An 18,261-nucleotide genomic window follows, 5' to 3' on the forward strand; every position below is an offset into this window, starting at 1 on the left:
GAGAGGCCGGATGTATTCAGGTGGTTTGAATTTCGCGCTCGGCGACGAGATCGACGCTCTGCGCGAAAGTGTGAGGCGGTTTGCAAGCGAGCGCATCGGGCCGCTGGCGGCGGAAACCGATCGCAGCAACAATTTTCCAGCGCCGCTCTGGCGCGCGATGGGAGATATGGGCCTGCTCGGCATTACCGCGGATGACGCCTATGGCGGAGCAGGTCTCGGTTATCTCGCCCATTGCGTCGCCATGGAGGAGATCAGCCGCGCCTCGGCCTCGGTCGGCTTGAGCTACGGGGCGCATTCCAATCTCTGCGTCAACCAGATCAACCGCAACGGCAACGACGCGCAAAAGAGCCGCTATTTGCCCAAGCTGATTTCCGGCGAACATGTTGGCGCGCTCGCCATGTCCGAACCGGGTGCCGGTTCCGACGTCGTTTCGATGAAGCTCAAGGCTGAAAAGCGTGGCGACCGATACGTGTTGAACGGCAACAAGATGTGGATCACCAACGGTCCGGACGCCGAGGTACTGGTGGTCTATGCCAAGACCGACCCTGAGGCCGGACCGCGCGGTATCACCGCGTTCCTCGTCGAGAAGACCTTCAAGGGTTTTTCCACCGGCCAGAAACTCGACAAGCTCGGCATGCGCGGTTCAAATACCTGCGAGCTGATCTTTGCAGATTGCGAAGTGCCTGGGGAGAACGTGCTGGGCGCCATTGGCGGCGGCGTGAAGATACTGATGTCGGGGCTCGACTATGAACGCGTGGTGCTTTCCGCCGGTCCCCTCGGCATCATGGCGGCTTGCGTGGATATCGTTCTGCCCTATCTGCATGAACGCAAGCAGTTCGGCCGCGCGATCGGCGAATTCCAGTTGATGCAGGGCAAGCTTGCCGACATGTATGTGACGCTGAATACGGCGCGCGCCTATGTCTATGCGGTGGCGGCTGCCTGCGACCGCGGCGAGACGACCCGTAAGGATGCTGCCGGCTGCATTCTTTATGCCGCGGAAAAGGCGACAGCCATGGCGCTCGAAGCGATCCAGGCGCTCGGCGGCAACGGCTACACCAACGATTATGCCGCAGGGCGGCTCTTGAGGGACGCCAAGCTCTATGAGATCGGCGCCGGAACCTCCGAAATCCGGCGCATGCTGATCGGACGTGAGCTGTTCGCGGAGACGGCATGACCGTACTCAAATCCCAGATATCGACCAATTCAGAAACCTTCAGGGCCAATCAGGCGGCGATGCAGGAAGCTATCAAGCTTATCGAGGAGGCGGTACGAACGGCTGCGAGTGGCGGCGGGACGGCGGCGCGCGAGCGGCATGTGGGCCGAGGCAAGATGCTGCCGCGCGATCGGGTCATGGGACTGATCGATCCGGCGACGCCGTTTCTGGAAATCGCCGCGACTGCCGCTTATGGCATGTACGGCGGCGAGGCGCCGGCAGCAGGGCTGATCACTGGAATCGGCCGTGTCGCCGGGCGCGAATGCATGATCGTCTGCAACGACGCGACGGTCAAAGGCGGCACCTACTATCCGATGACGGTGAAGAAGCATCTAAGAGCGCAGGAGATCGCAGCGGCCAACAACCTTCCTTGCATCTATCTCGTCGATTCCGGCGGCGCCAATCTGCCGAACCAGGACGAAGTCTTTCCGGATCGCGATCATTTCGGCCGTATCTTCTACAACCAGGCCAACATGTCGGCGGCGGGGATCCCGCAGATTGCCGTGGTGATGGGATCCTGCACGGCGGGCGGTGCCTATGTCCCTGCCATGTCGGACGAAGCCATCATCGTCGAAGGGCAGGGTACGATCTTCCTCGCCGGACCGCCGCTCGTCAAAGCAGCAACCGGCGAGGTCGTTTCGACAGAAGAACTCGGCGGCGGCGACGTGCACACGCGTCTTTCCGGCGTTGCCGACTATCTGGCGCGCGACGATGCCCATGCCCTCGCGCTGACGCGCCGCGCCGTCGCCTCGCTGAACCGGACGAAAGCCCGCACGATCGAGCTTCGCGAAGCCGAGCCGCCGCTCTACGATCCGGCAGAGATCGCCGGTATCGTGCCGACCGACCTTCGCACGCCCTATGAGGTCCGCGAGGTGATCGCTCGCATCGTCGACGGTTCGCGCTTCGACGAATTCAAGGCGCGCTACGGCACCACGCTCGTCTGCGGCTTTGCACATGTCCACGGGATCCCTGTCGGGATCATTGCCAATAACGGCGTCCTCTTTTCCGAATCCGCGCTCAAGGGCACGCATTTTGTCGAGCTTTGCTCGCAACGGAAAATCCCGCTGGTCTTCCTGCAGAACATCACCGGCTTCATGGTCGGGCGGAAATATGAGACGGAAGGCATTGCCAAGCACGGCGCCAAACTGGTCACGGCTGTGGCAACCACCAGGGTGCCGAAGATCACCATGCTGATCGGCGGCTCCTTCGGCGCCGGAAATTACGGCATGGCGGGGCGCGCCTTCTCGCCGCGGTTTCTCTGGACCTGGCCGAACAGCAGGATTTCCGTGATGGGTGGCGAGCAGGCTGCAGGCGTTCTTGCGACCGTTCGTAGCGAAGCGCTGATCCGCGCCGGAACGCCATGGAATGCAGACGACGAGGCGGCTTTCAAGAAGCCCGTTCTCGATCTCTTCGAAGGCCAGAGCCATCCGCTCTATGCCTCCGCCCGCCTTTGGGACGACGGTGTCATCGATCCGGCAAAGAGCCGCGATGTGCTCGGGCTGTCGCTGTCAGCTGCGCTGAATGCACCGATCGAAGACACGCGCTTCGGCCTGTTCAGGATGTGAGGCGGCAATGTTTGAAAAGATCCTGATCGCGAACCGTGGTGAAATCGCCTGCCGGATCATCCGCACCGCCCGCCGAATGGGAATCCGCACCGTCGCCGTTTATTCTGATGCCGATAGCGGGGCGCAGCACGCTGGGCTCGCCGACGAAGCGATCCGCATCGGTGGTGCGGCGGCCCATGAAAGCTATCTCTCGATCGAGCGCGTTGTCGCGGCGGCGAAAAGGGCAGGAGCCCAGGCGATCCATCCGGGCTATGGCTTCCTTTCGGAAAATGCCGAGTTCGCCGAGGCTGTCGAGGCGGCAGGAATAGTCTTCATCGGCCCGCAGCCATTGGCGATCCGGGCAATGGGCCGCAAGGATGCCGCCAAGGCCCTGATGGAAAGCGCCGGCGTTCCGATCGTGCCCGGCTATCACGGCGACAGTCAGGAGCCCGACCTTTTGGCGGGCGAGGCAGCCGGGATCGGCTTCCCCGTCCTCATCAAGGCGCGGGCCGGCGGCGGCGGCAAGGGCATGCGCCGCGTCGACCGGGCGGAAGACTTTTCAGCAGCACTTGATGCAGCCAAGCGCGAGGCGAAGGGGGCTTTCGGCGATGATGCCGTTCTTATCGAGAAGTACCTGCTTCAGCCGCGCCATATCGAGGTCCAGGTTTTCGGCGACCGGCACGGCAATGTCGTCCATCTTTTCGAGCGCGATTGTTCACTGCAGCGGCGCCACCAGAAGGTCATCGAGGAAGCGCCAGCCCCGGGTATGACGGCCGAGATGCGCCGCGCCATGGGCGAGGCGGCTGTCCGCGCGGCCCGGGCGATCGATTATCGCGGCGCCGGTACAGTGGAGTTCATCGCCGATGTCTCGAACGGGCTGTGGCCGGACCGCTTCTTCTTCATGGAGATGAACACGCGCCTGCAGGTCGAGCACCCTGTAACGGAGGCGATTACGGGCGTTGATCTCGTCGAATGGCAATTGCGCGTGGCAGCGGGTGAGCCGCTTCCGAAGAAGCAATCCGAGCTGAAGATCGACGGCTGGGCGTTCGAGGCGCGCATTTACGCAGAGGATGCAGAAAGGGGCTTTTTGCCTGCGACAGGCGTGATCGATGAGATGCGTTTTCCGGAGGACGGCGTGCGGATCGATGCGGGCGTCAGGGCAGGTGACCGGATTTCTGCCCATTACGATCCGCTGATCGCAAAGATGATCGTGCATGGTCCGAGCCGCCGCGCGGCACTGGCGGCGTTGACCCGGGCACTGCAGGCCTCGCACATCGGCGGGACGGTGAGCAATATCGGCTTTCTCGCCAATCTGAGCCGTCAGGAGGACTTCGTCTCCGGCCATCCAGACACTGATTTGATCGAGCGCAATCTTGAAACGCTGACGGCAATTCCGACTGCTGAAGACACCGTGATTGCGCTTGCGGCGGTGCTGTCGTTGGAAGGAAAAAGGCCAGGCTCTGATCCTTGGGATACGCTCGGCCATTGGCAGCTTTGGAGCGAGATGCAGCGCGTTGTGACGTTGGACCATGCAGGCGGTCTTGCAAATCTGCGGGTCGTTGCGCGGGGCTTTGACATGTTCGCCGTTCATGACGGCCATCGCGTGATCCCCATCAGGATCATCAGCCGCCATGCCGACCGGTTGCAGGTGGAAGCCGATGGCAGGCAGGTGTCGGTCGGGATCGAGCGCGGTCCGCATCGGCTGTGTTTGAGGCTTGACGGCAACTTGCATCTCTTTGCGCTTGCCGATCCGCTGGACGGTACTGCCTTGGAAGCGGAGGCTGGCGATCGTCTCATTGCTCCGATGCCGGGCTTCATCAAGATCGTGCGGACAAGCGAAGGTGCCGTCGTCTCGAAGGGCGAACCGCTGATCGTCATGGAGGCCATGAAAATGGAGCTGACGCTGACGGCCGTGCGGGACGGCATCGTGGAAAGCGTTCAGGCGGGCGAGGGCCAGCAGGTTTCCGAGGGCGCCGTCCTTGTGACACTGAAGGCCGGGGAGGCATGATGACTACTTCCCATCAGGAACATGTCTCGATCGTCGAGATGGCGCCGCGTGATGGTCTGCAAAACGAGAAGCAGTTCATTGCGACAGCGGACAAGATTGCGCTTGTCGATATGCTGTCCGATTGCGGTTACGAGCGCATCGAGGTGACGAGTTTCGTGAGCGAAAAATGGGTGCCGCAGCTTGCAGACGCTGCTGACGTGATGGCCGGTATTCGCCGCAAACCCGGCGTGCGCTATGCCGTGCTCACCCCCAACATGAAGGGTTTTGAGGCGGCGCTTACGGCGAAGGCGGATGAGATCGCGATCTTTGCCGCAGCTTCCGAAAGCTTTTCCCAGCATAATATCAATTGCTCGATCGCCGAAAGCATCGACCGTTTCCGCCCAGTCGCGCAGGCAAGCCGCGAGCACGGCATTCCGATGCGCGGCTATGTCAGCTGCGTCGTCGAATGCCCTTATGAAGGTACCGTACCGCCCGCCAATGCCGCGAAGGCTACGGCATGGCTGAGGGAACTGGGGTGCTATGAGATCAGCCTTGGCGATACGATCGGCCGCGGAACACCGGAAGCCATAGGGAGGATGCTCGCGGCCGTGCTTGATGAGGCGCCGGCTGCGATGCTCGCCGGCCATTTTCACGATACCTCAGGCCGCGCGCTCGAAAATATCGACGTTGCGCTCGACCTTGGGCTTCGCGTCGTCGATGCCTCGATCGGCGGGCTCGGGGGCTGTCCTTATGCGCCGGGCGCAAAGGGCAATGTCGACACGATGGCCGTTGCACGGCATCTGGCGGCAAGGGGTTTTTCGACAGGGCTGGCGGAAGATAAGCTGCGGCAGGCAGCGGCCTTTGCCCGCGCGTTAAGGAGTGAGCCGTGATGCCAAAAGCGCTTCGCATCGACATCGACGCCCGCGGCGTCGCACGGCTGACGCTTGCGCGGCCCGAAAAGCATAACGCGATCTCGGCCGAGATGATGGATGAACTGATCGCGGCAGCAACGGCGCTGGGTACCGACCGCGGCGTTCGGGTTATCGTGCTTGCCGGCGAGGGCGCAAGTTTCTGCGCGGGCGGTGATCTTGGCTGGATGCGCGCGCAATTTAATGCCGGACGCGCCGAGCGGATTTCCGAAGCAAGGCGGCTTGCCACGATGTTCCGAGCGCTGAACGATCTTCCGAAGCCGATGATCGCCCGTGCCCAGGGCAACGCCTTTGGTGGCGGTGTCGGCCTTCTCAGCATCTGCGATCTGGTGATCGCCGCCGAAAGCGCGCGTTTCGGCCTGACCGAGGTTCGTTTGGGTATCATCCCGGCGACGATCAGCCCCTTCGTCATCGCCCGGATCGGCGAAGGTGCCGCCCGGCCGCTCTTCATGTCCGGTAAACTGATCAGCGCATCGGAGGCAAAGGCTGCCGGGTTGGTTGAGCATGTTGTACACGCCGAGGATCTCGATGCGGCAGTCGAAGCCGAAGTCGCGCATTTCCTGAAAGCATCGCCCGAGGCAGCGGCAAGAGCCAAAATGCTTGGACGTTCGCTTGGAATGCCGATCACGGACACGGTCGTCGAAAGCGTTATTAAGCAATTGGCGGACACCTGGGAAACGGAAGAGGCGCGCGAAGGCATCGCCGCCTTCTTCGAACGCCGGAGTCCATCCTGGCGTCGCGATGCTTGAATTGAGCGTATTTTGCGCCTATTTTGATTTAGGTGAGGTCAAACTATGTGAGGATGCTTATCATGGCAGCCACGGGTTTCAGTAATGTCGCTGCCCGGTTCGGTGATGAACATTCGTCGTTTCTGTCCGCCCGACGGGTCGCCGAGCAACTTGGCGTGACGCTTTCCGAGCTCGCTCGGCTGATCGGGGTGGCGCGCAATACGCTGACGGCGAAGTCGAGCGCCCGCAAAGTCGATGGCGCGCTGAGCAACGTCGTTCGCATTCTTGCGATGGCAAGCGAAATGACCGGCGATGAAAGCCGCGCGGTCATCTGGTTCAAGCATCAACCAATTCCCGGCTGGGGCGGCAAGACGGCGTTTGATCTTGTCGGTGAAGGCAAGCCTGACCGCGTTCTCGCCTATCTCGAAGCAGTCCGCTCCGGCGTCTATGCCTGAGGTGCAATCGGGCGCCATCGTGCATCTCTGGCGCGCCTTTGTTCCCAGATGGGCCTACGCGCCGCTTTCCGGCGAGGGCGCCAGCCGTTTCGGTGGCCGGTGGGATCCGGTCGGCGCCCCGACGATCTATGCGGCCTGCGAGTTGTCGACGGCCTGGGCCGAGTACAACCAGGGCTTCGTCCAGCATCCGGCGATGATCGTGCAGTTGGAGCTTAGAGGCGCTTGCCTTGCGGACACGACAGATCCAGGGCTTCTTCGCGAATTTGAAGTTCCGGCGGACATCCATCGTTGTGAATGGCGGATGCTGATGGATCAGGGCAAGGTGCCGGAGGCCCACCGGTTGCGCGAACGCCTGCTTGAATCGGGATATCACGGCGTGATCTATCCGTCCTTCATGTCGCATGGCGGCACATGCGTCGCGCTGTGGGGATGGAATATGCCCGGAGCACCAGAACTTCGCGCAATCGATCCAGAGGGCAGACTGCCAAAATCATCGGCCTCCTGGCTGTAGCCTGCGGACGCGTTGGAGGATCGAGACGTAATTACGCATGGAACTCAATGCATTAGCCGCTCGGCAGGATCTGCACGCCGAGATAGCCATGCGCGATCGAACCGTCCTTCTGAAGCTTTGCGACGATCGCCCTGGCTTCGTCGGACGGGATGGCAAAACCGACGCCCACGCTGCCGCCATTCGGCGAGCTCTTCTATTGATAAGCGTGATTCCGCTCCATGAACACACCCGACGGCCGAGGCGGCGGGGTCATGGCATATAAAGGGGCCTCCCTAGTCGGCGGACTAGGAAAGCCCTTAACCTGTCACGCGGCATACCGAACAGTGCGCTTCAGGTCACGCGGAACATGCATCATATTTTCCGGAGAGGAAATCGGACTGAAGCCTGAGGAGCGGCCAGACTTTGGTCCTAGTCAATCATCGAATTCCCAGCAAAAGTGAGCTACCTGAACATGTTAAGTTTTCTTACAAGTTCGGCAGCAACGAAGACTGCATGGTCCGTCACCTGCGGTAGACCCATCAGTTCACCGAACGTGCCGCGCGCAAGCGGACCCGAAATCAATAGGGATGGGTTCGATAGACCGTCCTTCCCGACTGCTTCCGAACTCTCATTGCAGGCGATGCCAAGGCCGGTCGGATCGAGCTGAAGATAACCGCTCTGATTGAGCGCATGCAGCCATTGCTGGCTCTCGAGAATGCCGCCATGACTGGGACCTGTGGTCACGGCCACGGCGTCGAAGCGTTTTTCGACACGCTCGCCGTTTCGCCGACGAAGCAACACATCGATCGCGTCGCCGTCGACTTTGACGCCTGCAACGGACGCGGCAAGAACCTCAAGCCGTCCTTCGGCAATGGCGCTTTCAAGAACGGCCTCGACCTGCGGCGCAACGCGGAAGCGATGGACATCCCAGTAAGGCCGCAAGTGGCGGACGATGCGGCACCGTTCGGCGACCGGCAGATTGCGCCAGATCTCATTGCCGTTGCTGCGCACCTGATCGATAACCGCGTGCCAGCTTTCGCCGATTTCGGCTGCCTGAGCGATCGCCTTGCGAACGTTCCGGAGGAGTGCCGCAGCACTTGCAGCCGGCGCGGAAAGGAAATCGCCGAACGGTTCCTGCGGGCAGGGCGGGTGGCCGCGCGAACGAAGGCCGCGGCGGGAAATCGAGGTCATCGGTCCATGATGCCCGCTGCGCGTCAGCGATGCGGCAATATCGGCAGACGTCAGCCCATTGCCGACGATGAGGACGCGATCGTCCGGGCGAATGATATCGAGTGCGCCGGGTCGTGTCGAATCGGCAACAAAACGCGGATGACCGTCCAATGCGGCAGAAAGGCTGCGTGGTGCTGAGGGCGCGGGATGGCTTGTCGCGATCACAAGAAAATCGGCCTGGGTGTCCTCGTCATTGCTATCCGTTATCAACCAGCCGTCCGAACCGGACGAAACGTTTGTTACGATCGCCTTTCTGTGCTCCACCGCACCGCTTAAGACGACGGGGCGCAGCCGCGCGGCGACATATGCGCCGAAGAGGCGGCGCTGCGGGAAGAGATTGCCATTCAGCCATAACGCTTCCCGGTCGTCGGCAACGGCGTCATTTTCCACCACCCAATCGAGAAAATCTTCCGGCAGATCGGGCAGCAGGCTCATGCGCGCAGCAGGGACGTTGATGCGGTGGGCCGGATCTTCCGTATCATAGGCAAGTCCGCGGCCGATTTCCCGGCGTGGTTCGAATACGATGATCCGCGGCAACTTGTCCGGCATGGCTTTTACCAGGTGATAGGCGACACCCGCACCGGAAAAGCCGCCGCCGACAATGGCAACGGCCGGTCTTTTGACGCTATCCGCTTCGTTTTTCGTCACTGCTGCTGATCCAACTGGGTTCGAGATTTGGGAGGAGCTTGACGCATCTTTGTGGCTCGGCCTAGCCAATATTTTGGCGCCGTCGCAGTAAATTAATCTATAAGATTTATGGAGATCAATCGGAACCTTAAGCTGCCCACCGAGGCTAGTTGAAACTCCTCTCGGCAATCGGCAAAGTCGAAGTTCGCAAATGAAACCCCTTTAGGCTTCGGAGGTATGCACCAGAAGGGAAACCTAGGGTGCCGGCTGGATGATGTGCTGCGCGAGGCGAATTGCAAGGGCGATTGCTGTCAATGTTGGGTTGGCCTGGCTCGACGTCGGAAAGACAGAAGAACTCGCAATATATGCGTTAGCAAGATCGAAGATCTTCAAGTTCGCGTCGACGACGGCGTCGTTGCGGTTCGTTCCCATGCGCGTCAGCCCGATCTGATGCGTGCCGTGGCGGATGCGCGTAGCGATGGCACTTGCAAGCGTATCATCACTACGATTCAGATCGAGTTGACCCAGGTCATTTTTTTCGAGCCAGTCATTCAGGACTCGATGGGTGCGAACGAGTGAACGGATATTCTCGTCAGGCACGCGCATGTCGATCGTCAGCCGCGGCACGAAGAAAGCATCGACACTGTCAGACAAACGCACGTGGCTTTGCCTGTCTGGGAAATGTTCGGCATGGAAAGCGAGCCTGTACGTCCGACGGCTGTTATTGATGAAGAAGCCAGGCTTCCTGGCGCTTCGCCCGTAGCGATTGCGCAGATAGCCTGGTAGCTGCCTGACAATCTCGGTCGGGTTAGCGGCGAGGTTCTTGAGATGGCCGGCGATTGCATCAAGACGGCTTGCATGATGCCGGCGGATGACTTCAGGCGTGAGGAACCGTCCGAGTGGACGAAAGCTCAAGGCAAGGTAAGCGGCGGACAAAAAGGCACTTTCATGCTGCGGATCTGAAAGGGTCGGCACGTCGGGCCAGAACGCCACATTCGGTAAATGATGCTGGTTGATGAGCGTATCGCTGGGCACGATCCGTCTGCGCACGTATGCGCCTGCTTCGTCCCGGTGGAAGTCGAAAAGTGCCTCGGCCGGTCTGTTCGAAAATCTGAGCGCAGCAATATGCCCGAAAAGATGGCCCATGTAGTAACGGCCGAGCGCTCCATGAGGCCCCCCAAACATCAGCGGGTGACGCCGCTGGATGTTGAGCAGAAGTCTCGCCGCTTCCAGCCCACCTGAGGCAACAACCACGAGTTTGCATGAAATGCGATAGGCAAGACCGTTTTTGTGACGGGCCACGACATGGCTGACGCTGCTGTTTTCCGTCAGGACCAGATCCACGACAGTGGTGTTCAGGAGGATTGTCAGTCCCCTATCCTCGCTGAATTGCTGAAGGCTCGCGCGAAACAGTTTCGGATCACGACTGTAACGTTCGAGGTGCGTTAGTTCGAAACGGGCGTCTACCGACGCAAGTGGCGCTTTATCGACGAACCCCTGGCCGCAGTTGGCGTATTCAACGGCACGGTCGTAGAACGGTCGTATCTCGTCATAGGAAATGGGCCACCGCCCATCGGGAAATCGATTTTCAAAGTCGATCGGATCAAAGGGAAGGCATCGCCCGGTCCAAAGGTTGCTTGTTCCGCCGAATTGGCGCGAGACGCAGATGCGGACGTCGTCGTGGGTGGCGGGCTCCAGGATTAAAGCGCCGGCGAGTTCATTCGAAGCCGCAGATTGGTCTAACCCACCCGACTCAACAACGAGCACGCGCTTGTCGGCCTGCCGAAGCTCTTTGGCAAGGGTGAGGCCGACGGGTCCGGATCCGACGATGAGGACATCGATGTCACCTGGCATGTCATCAATACGCCCTGAAATCATTGCGGCCCCGTCACAATGTTAGCTATGGTGCGATATGTTGGAATGCATTTAATGCAAAAGAGCATGCTGGTGTGGAGTCACGAAGATTTCGGATTAAAAATCCCAATGACTCTCACGAAAGATACAGTAGCTTGGTTTTGAATTTCGTGCGGTATTTATTTACTATCATAAGTTTGAAATAGTGTTCAATCACGTTATGTATATGTAAAAATGCATCATATGAGTATGTTTAAAATGGGAATTTAATCAATATTGTCTACGATCATTTCGTGTAAATATAGTTACATTACTAGTATTATGTTAATAATACTTGCGACGGTGTACTCGGAAATTTTCGATGTGACGCCTCGGAAGGATCGGAATTCCGATAGTGATCATTTCCGGCATTTATCGCCAAGGCACCTACAGTGGGTCTTCGGGTGGAAGAGATACCGCTCCCTCCGCGGGTTAAACACGGCCGCGTGTAAACTTCTTTCAGGCAGATAGCGCACGAGAACCGCTTATCGGTCAGAGGGGTGGGCTTCTTTGTCGCTTGCAACTCCAAGCGCGACCGCAACCATATCCGCGATCGCAAGCGATCCGGTCAGGCCGGGGCTTTCGATCCCGAACAGGTTGACCAAGCCTTTGACACCATGCAGGCGCGGCACGTCAATGCGGAAGTCCGGCATTGGCATGGTTGCGTTGTGAAGCTTCGGCCTTATCCCGGCATAATCCGGCTGCAGGGCGCCGTCGCGCAAACCTGGCCAATAGCGGCGGATCGCACCGTAAAACTGTTCCGCGCGGGAGGCAGAAACATCGAGCGAATGGTTCTCATCGACCCATTCGACATCGGGTCCGAAACGGCAGCGCCCGTTGAGGTCGACCGTTGCGTGGACCCCAAGGCCGGCATGGTCGGGCATTGGGTAGACGAGGTGCGAAAAGGGCTGACGCCCGGAAAGCGAAAAGTAGTTGCCCTTGGCGTACCATTGTGACGGCACCATCTTGCGGGAAAGCCCTGTCGTCCTCGCTGCAAGGCCGGGGGCGCCGTGGCCGGCGGCATTGACCACGAAGCTCGCCTCAATTTCGGTCGGCTCGGCTCCGCCCGTAGTCAGGCCGATCTTCGCACCACCGCACCTGATCGCCGCAGCCGGCGTGTTGAAGGCGAGCATGCCGCCGGCGGTTTCAAAATCGTCGCGTAGCGCCTGCATGTAACCGTGACTGTCGATGATGCCCGTCGATGGCGAAAACAGCGCGCCAGCGCAATGCAGCTCCGGTTCAAGGTTGGCGACGTCGCTCGGTGAGAGTGGAACGAGATCCAAAACGCCATTGCGTTTGGCCGCAGCGGCGATCGCTTCAAGCTTGGGCAATTCCTCGGGGCTTGCTGCAAGCAGAATCTTGCCTACGCGTCGCGCTTCCACGCCGCGACGGGCACAGTAGTCGTAAAGCGCCGCCCGGCCCTCGACGCAGACCGTCGCCTTAAGCGAACCCTGCGGGTAATAAAGACCAGCGTGGATAACTTCGGAGTTCCTGGACGAGGTTTCTGTGCCGATTGCGTTCGAGCGCTCGAGAATAATGGTTTCGAGGCCGCAAAGCGCGAGCTTGCGGGCAACCGCCAGGCCAATGACACCTGCGCCTACGACAATGGCGTCGACAAAAAATCTGCTCATCCGGCTTTCATCTCACGCCAACCGTGTACGCTGGGCCTTGTCCGCCGCCACGCATGAACCATCCTCCTTCATCTTACCGGTGAGCAACGGAGTCAATTGTGCAGCGTGCAAAGCGCAGCAGATTTTCGTCACGGTAAAGCGGATAACACATCACCCTCGACCGATCTGGACAATCACACACCTTGAGCTGCTCGGAGACAATGAGGGTCCCGCATCAAGATCGGGGGCCGACTGCTTTGCCCGGAATATCAAGGGCGCGAGCAGGCCTGGACATGTCCTCGTGCCAGACCAGAAACAGGACACCGAGAAAATAGCCCATCTGGATCAGGACAGCGCATAAGAGGCTATCGGTAAACGCGCTGAGGACGGAGTCTTGCGTCCATAACATTGCGCAAAAGAAGGCGACGAGCACGGCGGCCATCGAAATAAACACCTTGGGTGCGTACATGAACTCCCCCATCCCGCCTCACGATGCGCATTTTGGAGCCTGGCCGTCTTCTATCGTCGCGCAATACTGCGCTCGGTCGGAGATAACTCGGTTCCTCGATGCAGTGTTGTCATGCTTAATGCGTCCCTTGGAGCTTCAACAGACAAGATGTCAAAAAGATGTCGTCGTTAAAAAGTCGTTAAACGCGATCTTTCGTGGTGTCTTATGTCGAAAATGTCGAAAACTTGTCAGTAATCCGAAAGAATAAAGTTTACAAATGATAGGCTAATGAATCTTCGCGAAGAGTAGAAGTCTATGCGCGCGATAAAATGTGACCGTGCAAATCGAGGTTGACGCAACGCTACGTACGGTAGCGTACGCATCCCCGGACGTAGTTCATCATTTCGGGGGTATACATCAGATTGTTCTTGAAAAATACTAATCAGTGCGATTTAAATGGCCAGTACTGTGGGGACCTCAGAAATGAAGTACGATGCCGAATTTGCCGATGCTTCGCATAATCACAGGGATCGACACGTCCCGCAGCCTGCGGGCGGTGCACAGAAACGGATTTTTGACGCCGTTCTGGCGTGTGTTGCTATCCTTTGCCTTTTGCCACTGATGATTGCAATCGCTTTGCTTGTTCGCTTGACCGATGGCGGTCCAATGCTTTCCGCGGAAAAACGGCGATCAGTCGGGGGAGAGGGTTTTGAATGCTACAGCTTTCGGAAATTGCCGGTCGACTGGCGCCTCCGGCTTGGCCAGCATCTGTCGCGCCATCCAGACGAGCTTGCAAGCTGGATTATGACGGCAACGTTGAAGGACGATGTTTTGCTGACGCCGGTTGGCCGGATTCTTGATCGAACGGGGCTTGATGATCTGCCGCAACTTCTCAATGTGCTTCTCGGTGACATGAGCTTTGTTGGTCCGCCATCGCTGCCCGTTGATCGCAGCGACGTCAAAAGGGGCAACGTGTCGGCACAGTTTTGCAGACCGGGGATGATCAGCGATTGCCGCACCAGTGCTGACGGCACCAGGAACTGGGAAGCGGCGGCTGCTTCCTATGCGGCCCAGTGGAGTTTTGTGGGTGATCTGAAGATTCTGGTTCGCGCGATTAGCGGTCTGTTCCAGGCCGAAAGATTTCAGCTCAATCATTGAGGAGATCATTGAGGAGATCGCTCATGGCGGCACGGTTCAGCACCGTGCTTGCGCGTAAGCGAGTTACCTGCTTTGTGTTGAGCCCTCACTGGCGAATGACGAGCTGTACGCGCGTAGTATTGGTCTGGCTATCACGCTGAAGCGAAAGCCGCGCGCCAAGACCATTGACGGCGAGCCTCAGGATGGCCGCGTCACGGCCGCTCATGAATGGCGACAGCAGTGCGGCGCTTCTCTGGATGAAAGTCACCGAGGTGTCTGCTGCCCCGTCTGCGATCTCGACACTGACGGCCTCGGACTCTTTTGCGCTCGCTGCCATGGTCGACAGCGCGATGATCAGGATCAGCAGTCGCTCTCGATGGCCTTCAATGCCGTCGAAACTACGCAATGAAGATACCCGCAGATCAAAAAGGATGGTCAGCGCGTCAAGGGCTCGATGTAAGACAAGCCCGGGCAGCGCGTCATATTGCGGTACATTGCTTGCGATCTCGGTGAACGTTTTGAGCAACTGGCCGATCAGGAAGCTTGCGGCGGTCAGCCTTTCCACGATAAGCGCGTCGCTGCGTCGCGCAGAACGCCTTGCGATCCCGACCGCACCATTTGCCAAGCCCTCTGCCGGAGAAATTGCGGATGTCTGATAAAGCCCGAGTTCGCTGGATCTGACTTCGAGCACAGCCCCGGCAAAATCGCGGAAGTAATTGTCGGCGGTCGCCCCGGTTTTTTCCTCAAAGTCTTCAATGATTTCGCACCTTGCCGGTGCGCCCGGTGTGCAAATGATAAGGACGAAGCGAGTCTTATGGTGAAAGTACAAAAACGACAGATCAGCGCTCTCGCAGACCAAAATCCTGTCGAGAATGCGAACCGATGCTGCCTGAACGGCGGGAAATATTGCATCATTGAGTAACATCACTAATAACACCATTGGTGGCGCCAACAGTATCAAGATATATCCAACTAAAATCCAGATAAAAACTTCGATTGTAGGCTCTGGATGTTACGCTCTTTGGATAATGAGACATAAATGCCTCAAGATTAATCTCGCAGTTGATCTGCCGATCTCTATCCCGCGATTGAAAGCGAGTCGGGAGCAGCCTTTGGCCCCGATCCTGCCTGTTTGTACTAGAGAAGCAGACAGATGACCGCGAGCAGGATAAGAAGCCAGAGGACCATCGACACGCCGGTGGCGTTCAGCAATGTTGCTTTCTTCATGCCGCTCTCCCGCTTTCGAATGAGAAGAAGGATAGGCGGTGAAGCTTGCGTCGGGTTATCGCCTGTCTGCGACGAGACGTGTCATCTGCCCCGCCCGAGCAGGAGCTGGATACGTTCGATCATCCATCTCCTGCTGAAGCAGGTGAGCCAGCCGAAATAGATGACCATGCCGAGACTCGCGGAGATTGCGAGGCGGAAGGGAGGGTGCATCCCAGCCAATGCTGTTGCTTGCACGTAGTATGTGACGACGCCCATGGCGAGGGCCGCCGCCGCGGCCGGCGCGAGCCCCATGTAATGCGCCCTTGCCTTAAGGTTCAGCCGACGCAGTAACAAGACATTGCCGATCACGCCATAGACGAGCGCCGGCGACGACATCACCAAAATCGCGGCGCCTGCCGTGCTTGTCGGTATGACGACGAGCGCACCGATACAAGTCAAGGCAACGGCGATAGAATATTGCAGCGACATGCGGTTCAGGCCAAGTGCGTTCATTGCAATGGGGTTGAACCAGACAAGCGGGATCATCAGCGAGGTGATCGACACGGCGCGAAGAATGGGCGCAACGCCGGCATACGACGAAGGCAACAGCAACGCCACCGCATCATCGGCGACGACGATCAGTCCGGTAAAGGCCGGCAGCGCCACGAAGGCAGCGGTTCGGATGATGGCGGTAAACACTTCGCCTTCCGCCGCAAGGTTGCCGCGCACCTTGCTCATCAACGGAAACCACAGCGCAAAGAGCGGGCTGACCAGGGGATTTTGCAGCGACTCGCTGATCCTGTCGGCAGCCCGGAACAAGCCCACGGTCGTGCCATCGAAGCGGATGCCGAACACCAGCATGGCAGCGCGCTGCATGGAGATGTTAATGGCAGCGACCATCCACAGAGGCAGGAAGCGGCGAAGAATTTCACGGCACGCGCCTTTTTCGGTATGGCGCCCGGGAAACCAACCGGTATGACGAAACTCAAAGAGAACAACCGCCATTGTCGAAATAATGCGCTGAGCAGGCAGCGCCCAAATCGCCAGCGGTGAGAACGCCAATGTGATACCGGCGATTCCGCCCGCAAGGGTCGAAATCATATTGCGCTGAGCAAACGTCTTGAAGCCCAGCTCACGCATTATGAGGGCATCCATCACCGACAGCCAAGGCGTAAAGAACAAAAGAAGGCCAAAAATCGGCATGTAGTAAGCAACCAGCGGCGCGTTCTCAAAGTCAGCGAACAAAGGCCCAGCCATGAACAGAAGGAGTGCAAAGGGTGTGGCCACCAAAGACAAGGAAATGAACGCTGCGTTCAAGCTCTTCTTGTCGAAATTACCACGCTGCAGGATCGCGTCCATGCCGGCATAGCGGCCGTCATTGGCGATGAAGTCGGCCACAACAGCAGAGAGCGCGACTGCCCCGAAGACGGCAGGTTCCAGCATGCGCGCAAGGATCAGAAAGATGATAAACCCGGCGCTCTGCGAAAAGATTGCGTTGATGGTATTCCAGGCAATGCCATTTCGAAGTGCCGTTGCCAGCGACGTTTCAGACATGGACCATCCCATCTGTGCAAGGCGCAACCGACGCAGTCGCACCGCCACGGATCATAGTCAAGCATGGGCGGCTGGAAAAGCAGGCGCCCCTCACGCCTGCAACCGGTACCAGTTGAAGATGGTCTTGATGCGCCGACGCAGGTCCTTGATAAAATGGACCTCGCCAAGCTTGAGGACCTGCGCCCGATACGGGGTCTTTTTCAGATAGCGGTAATAGGTCCAGATCAACGGATGCCATCCGTCCGTCGACCACGGTTTGTTGTGCTCCGTGAAGTGGATGATCTTTGGCCTGCGCCCTTTTCTCATCTCGGCTGCGGTTGCATAGCAGGGCTTGCCTTCCTGCCGCATCAGCATTCGGCGTTGGACGTTCCACAAAATATCAAGCCGCTTCCATCGGCTCCAGAAGACAACGTTGAGCGCGCACTGATCGCCATACTCCATATCGCCGATGCGCGTTTCCAAGACAGTGATGACTTTGGAAAGATCGTCACTGGCACGCAGCTTAGTGAGATCCATCAACAGCACGCCGGAATTGAAGTAGCCGAGGCGCCTGGGCTGCAGCTGAAAACGCCCGGCGAACGCCTCGCCGTCCATGCCGACGTCGCAGACCGCACCGATTGCATGCTCGCCCAGATCGGTGGCGTAGAGTTCCCTAATATCACCCATGACGACGAGGTCGGCATCGAGATAAAGGACTCGATCGATATCCGGCGGGGCAAGCTCGGAAAGCATCAGGCGATAGTAGCCGGCGCGGCTGATATGGCGTTGGCCGGGCATTGCAAGGACGCTCGAGCTTTTGATCTCGAGCCAATCGAACTTGTGTCCTTCAGCACAGCGTTCGAAGGTCGAACGGGCTTGGGGTGAAATTCCATCATGGACGACCAGAAAGCGGAATTTTGCGCCCGGCGCGTTAGCGAGAAGCGACGCCAGCACAACACCTGCATGCGGCAGGTAAGCGGTATCGAGTCCAAAGGCGATTACCACCTCCGGGGCGGGCGGGCGCGGGCGGCTGTATCGCTGCATCGCTGCCTCAAGCAGAGGCTCGGCAAGGGCACGGCCGTTCAAGCCTTCGGCGATTGACCGGAAATTGGCGGTCTTCATCGGCAAGGCGCCTATGGCACGAGATGCCAGATTGCCTTCAAATGCGGGATCACTCATTACCCCTCCAAGCCGGAGCCTCATGCTCCGGTCTCATTTCATCGAAACGTGC

16 protein-coding genes are annotated in these 18,261 nt (G+C 58.9%); 8 read left to right on the forward strand and 8 right to left on the reverse strand.

Features of this window, described 5'->3' with window-relative positions:
- The first annotated feature begins 10 nt into the window (after positions 1-10).
- The 7 genes from N2599_RS25095 to N2599_RS25125 all read left to right on the forward strand — a co-directional run bounded on the left by N2599_RS25095 (position 11) and on the right by N2599_RS25125 (position 7,367).
- Positions 11-1,174: an isovaleryl-CoA dehydrogenase gene (locus tag N2599_RS25095; protein WP_027511668.1), complete on the forward strand. Its 1,164-nt coding sequence runs from the start codon at positions 11-13 to the stop codon at positions 1,172-1,174.
- Complete coding sequence (locus N2599_RS25100) at positions 1,171-2,778, forward strand: carboxyl transferase domain-containing protein (RefSeq protein WP_027511667.1); 1,608 nt, start codon at positions 1,171-1,173, stop codon at positions 2,776-2,778. The genes N2599_RS25095 and N2599_RS25100 overlap by 4 nt, the downstream gene beginning before the upstream one ends.
- A 7-nt stretch (positions 2,779-2,785) precedes the next feature.
- A complete protein-coding gene (locus tag N2599_RS25105) occupies positions 2,786-4,765 on the forward strand; it encodes an acetyl/propionyl/methylcrotonyl-CoA carboxylase subunit alpha (RefSeq protein WP_027511666.1) in 1,980 nt (659 codons plus the stop codon).
- On the forward strand, positions 4,765-5,634 hold the full coding sequence (locus N2599_RS25110; RefSeq protein ID WP_027511665.1) for a hydroxymethylglutaryl-CoA lyase: 870 nt from the start codon (positions 4,765-4,767) through the stop codon (positions 5,632-5,634). Before N2599_RS25105 ends, N2599_RS25110 begins: the two co-directional genes overlap by 1 nt.
- Positions 5,634-6,422 carry a crotonase/enoyl-CoA hydratase family protein gene (locus tag N2599_RS25115; protein WP_027511664.1) on the forward strand — a complete coding sequence of 263 codons (789 nt, stop codon included), beginning with the start codon at positions 5,634-5,636 and terminating at the stop codon, positions 6,420-6,422. The genes N2599_RS25110 and N2599_RS25115 overlap by 1 nt, the downstream gene beginning before the upstream one ends.
- A gap of 62 nt (positions 6,423-6,484) precedes the next feature.
- Positions 6,485-6,856, forward strand: coding sequence for a DUF2384 domain-containing protein (locus N2599_RS25120; RefSeq protein ID WP_027511663.1), 372 nt, complete (start codon positions 6,485-6,487; stop codon positions 6,854-6,856).
- Positions 6,849-7,367, forward strand: a complete 519-nt coding sequence (locus N2599_RS25125; RefSeq protein ID WP_027511662.1) for an RES family NAD+ phosphorylase — start codon at positions 6,849-6,851, stop codon at positions 7,365-7,367. Before N2599_RS25120 ends, N2599_RS25125 begins: the two co-directional genes overlap by 8 nt.
- 52 nt (positions 7,368-7,419) lie before the next feature.
- On the opposite strand, the gene N2599_RS25130 is transcribed toward N2599_RS25125, so the two are convergent.
- The 5 genes from N2599_RS25130 to N2599_RS37920 form a co-directional block, all read right to left on the reverse strand.
- Complete coding sequence (locus N2599_RS25130; protein ID WP_244914985.1) at positions 7,420-7,536, reverse strand: S1C family serine protease; 117 nt, start codon at positions 7,534-7,536, stop codon at positions 7,420-7,422.
- A gap of 272 nt (positions 7,537-7,808) precedes the next feature.
- The gene (locus tag N2599_RS25135) at positions 7,809-9,224 is read right to left on the reverse strand and encodes an FAD/NAD(P)-binding protein (RefSeq protein ID WP_051336700.1); all 1,416 of its coding nucleotides are present in this window, start codon (positions 9,222-9,224) and stop codon (positions 7,809-7,811) included.
- A gap of 234 nt (positions 9,225-9,458) precedes the next feature.
- Positions 9,459-11,057 carry an FAD-dependent oxidoreductase gene (locus N2599_RS25140; protein WP_027511661.1) on the reverse strand — a complete coding sequence of 533 codons (1,599 nt, stop codon included), beginning with the start codon at positions 11,055-11,057 and terminating at the stop codon, positions 9,459-9,461.
- Between the two features lie 524 nt (positions 11,058-11,581).
- A complete protein-coding gene (locus tag N2599_RS25145; protein ID WP_027511660.1) occupies positions 11,582-12,727 on the reverse strand; it encodes an NAD(P)/FAD-dependent oxidoreductase in 1,146 nt (381 codons plus the stop codon).
- A 214-nt stretch (positions 12,728-12,941) separates the two neighbouring features.
- A complete protein-coding gene (locus N2599_RS37920) occupies positions 12,942-13,187 on the reverse strand; it encodes an exopolysaccharide production repressor protein (protein WP_051336699.1) in 246 nt (81 codons plus the stop codon).
- Between the two features lie 450 nt (positions 13,188-13,637).
- Between N2599_RS37920 and N2599_RS25150 the strand changes: the two genes are divergently transcribed.
- Complete coding sequence (locus tag N2599_RS25150) at positions 13,638-14,312, forward strand: sugar transferase (protein WP_051336698.1); 675 nt, start codon at positions 13,638-13,640, stop codon at positions 14,310-14,312.
- 85 nt (positions 14,313-14,397) lie between these two features.
- Here N2599_RS25150 and N2599_RS25155 read toward each other — a convergent pair whose 3' ends face one another.
- From N2599_RS25155 to N2599_RS25165, 3 genes are all read right to left on the reverse strand, one after another.
- Complete coding sequence (locus N2599_RS25155; RefSeq protein ID WP_156915313.1) at positions 14,398-15,252, reverse strand: hypothetical protein; 855 nt, start codon at positions 15,250-15,252, stop codon at positions 14,398-14,400.
- A gap of 347 nt (positions 15,253-15,599) precedes the next feature.
- Positions 15,600-17,063 carry an oligosaccharide flippase family protein gene (locus N2599_RS25160; RefSeq protein WP_037142773.1) on the reverse strand — a complete coding sequence of 488 codons (1,464 nt, stop codon included), beginning with the start codon at positions 17,061-17,063 and terminating at the stop codon, positions 15,600-15,602.
- A gap of 78 nt (positions 17,064-17,141) precedes the next feature.
- Complete coding sequence (locus N2599_RS25165) at positions 17,142-18,209, reverse strand: glycosyltransferase family 8 protein (RefSeq protein WP_027511657.1); 1,068 nt, start codon at positions 18,207-18,209, stop codon at positions 17,142-17,144.
- Positions 18,210-18,261: the final 52 nt, after the last annotated feature.

The organism is Rhizobium sullae (assembly GCF_025200715.1).
Taxonomy (GTDB): domain Bacteria; phylum Pseudomonadota; class Alphaproteobacteria; order Rhizobiales; family Rhizobiaceae; genus Rhizobium; species Rhizobium sullae.

What these genes read in the sequence shown, in the direction of transcription:
- N2599_RS25095 (WP_027511668.1), top strand. Translation starts at nt 11, where the DNA reads ATGTATTCAGGTGGTTTGAATTTCGCGCTCGGCGACGAGATCGACGCT.
- N2599_RS25100 (WP_027511667.1), top strand. Translation starts at nt 1,171, where the DNA reads ATGACCGTACTCAAATCCCAGATATCGACCAATTCAGAAACCTTCAGG.
- N2599_RS25105 (WP_027511666.1), top strand. Translation starts at nt 2,786, where the DNA reads ATGTTTGAAAAGATCCTGATCGCGAACCGTGGTGAAATCGCCTGCCGG.
- N2599_RS25110 (WP_027511665.1), top strand. Translation starts at nt 4,765, where the DNA reads ATGACTACTTCCCATCAGGAACATGTCTCGATCGTCGAGATGGCGCCG.
- N2599_RS25115 (WP_027511664.1), top strand. Translation starts at nt 5,634, where the DNA reads ATGCCAAAAGCGCTTCGCATCGACATCGACGCCCGCGGCGTCGCACGG.
- N2599_RS25120 (WP_027511663.1), top strand. Translation starts at nt 6,485, where the DNA reads ATGGCAGCCACGGGTTTCAGTAATGTCGCTGCCCGGTTCGGTGATGAA.
- N2599_RS25125 (WP_027511662.1), top strand. Translation starts at nt 6,849, where the DNA reads ATGCCTGAGGTGCAATCGGGCGCCATCGTGCATCTCTGGCGCGCCTTT.
- N2599_RS25140 (WP_027511661.1), bottom strand. Translation starts at nt 11,057, where the DNA reads ATGCCAGGTGACATCGATGTCCTCATCGTCGGATCCGGACCCGTCGGC.
- N2599_RS25145 (WP_027511660.1), bottom strand. Translation starts at nt 12,727, where the DNA reads ATGAGCAGATTTTTTGTCGACGCCATTGTCGTAGGCGCAGGTGTCATT.
- N2599_RS37920 (WP_051336699.1), bottom strand. Translation starts at nt 13,187, where the DNA reads ATGGGGGAGTTCATGTACGCACCCAAGGTGTTTATTTCGATGGCCGCC.
- N2599_RS25150 (WP_051336698.1), top strand. Translation starts at nt 13,638, where the DNA reads ATGAAGTACGATGCCGAATTTGCCGATGCTTCGCATAATCACAGGGAT.
- N2599_RS25160 (WP_037142773.1), bottom strand. Translation starts at nt 17,063, where the DNA reads ATGGGATGGTCCATGTCTGAAACGTCGCTGGCAACGGCACTTCGAAAT.
- N2599_RS25165 (WP_027511657.1), bottom strand. Translation starts at nt 18,209, where the DNA reads ATGAGTGATCCCGCATTTGAAGGCAATCTGGCATCTCGTGCCATAGGC.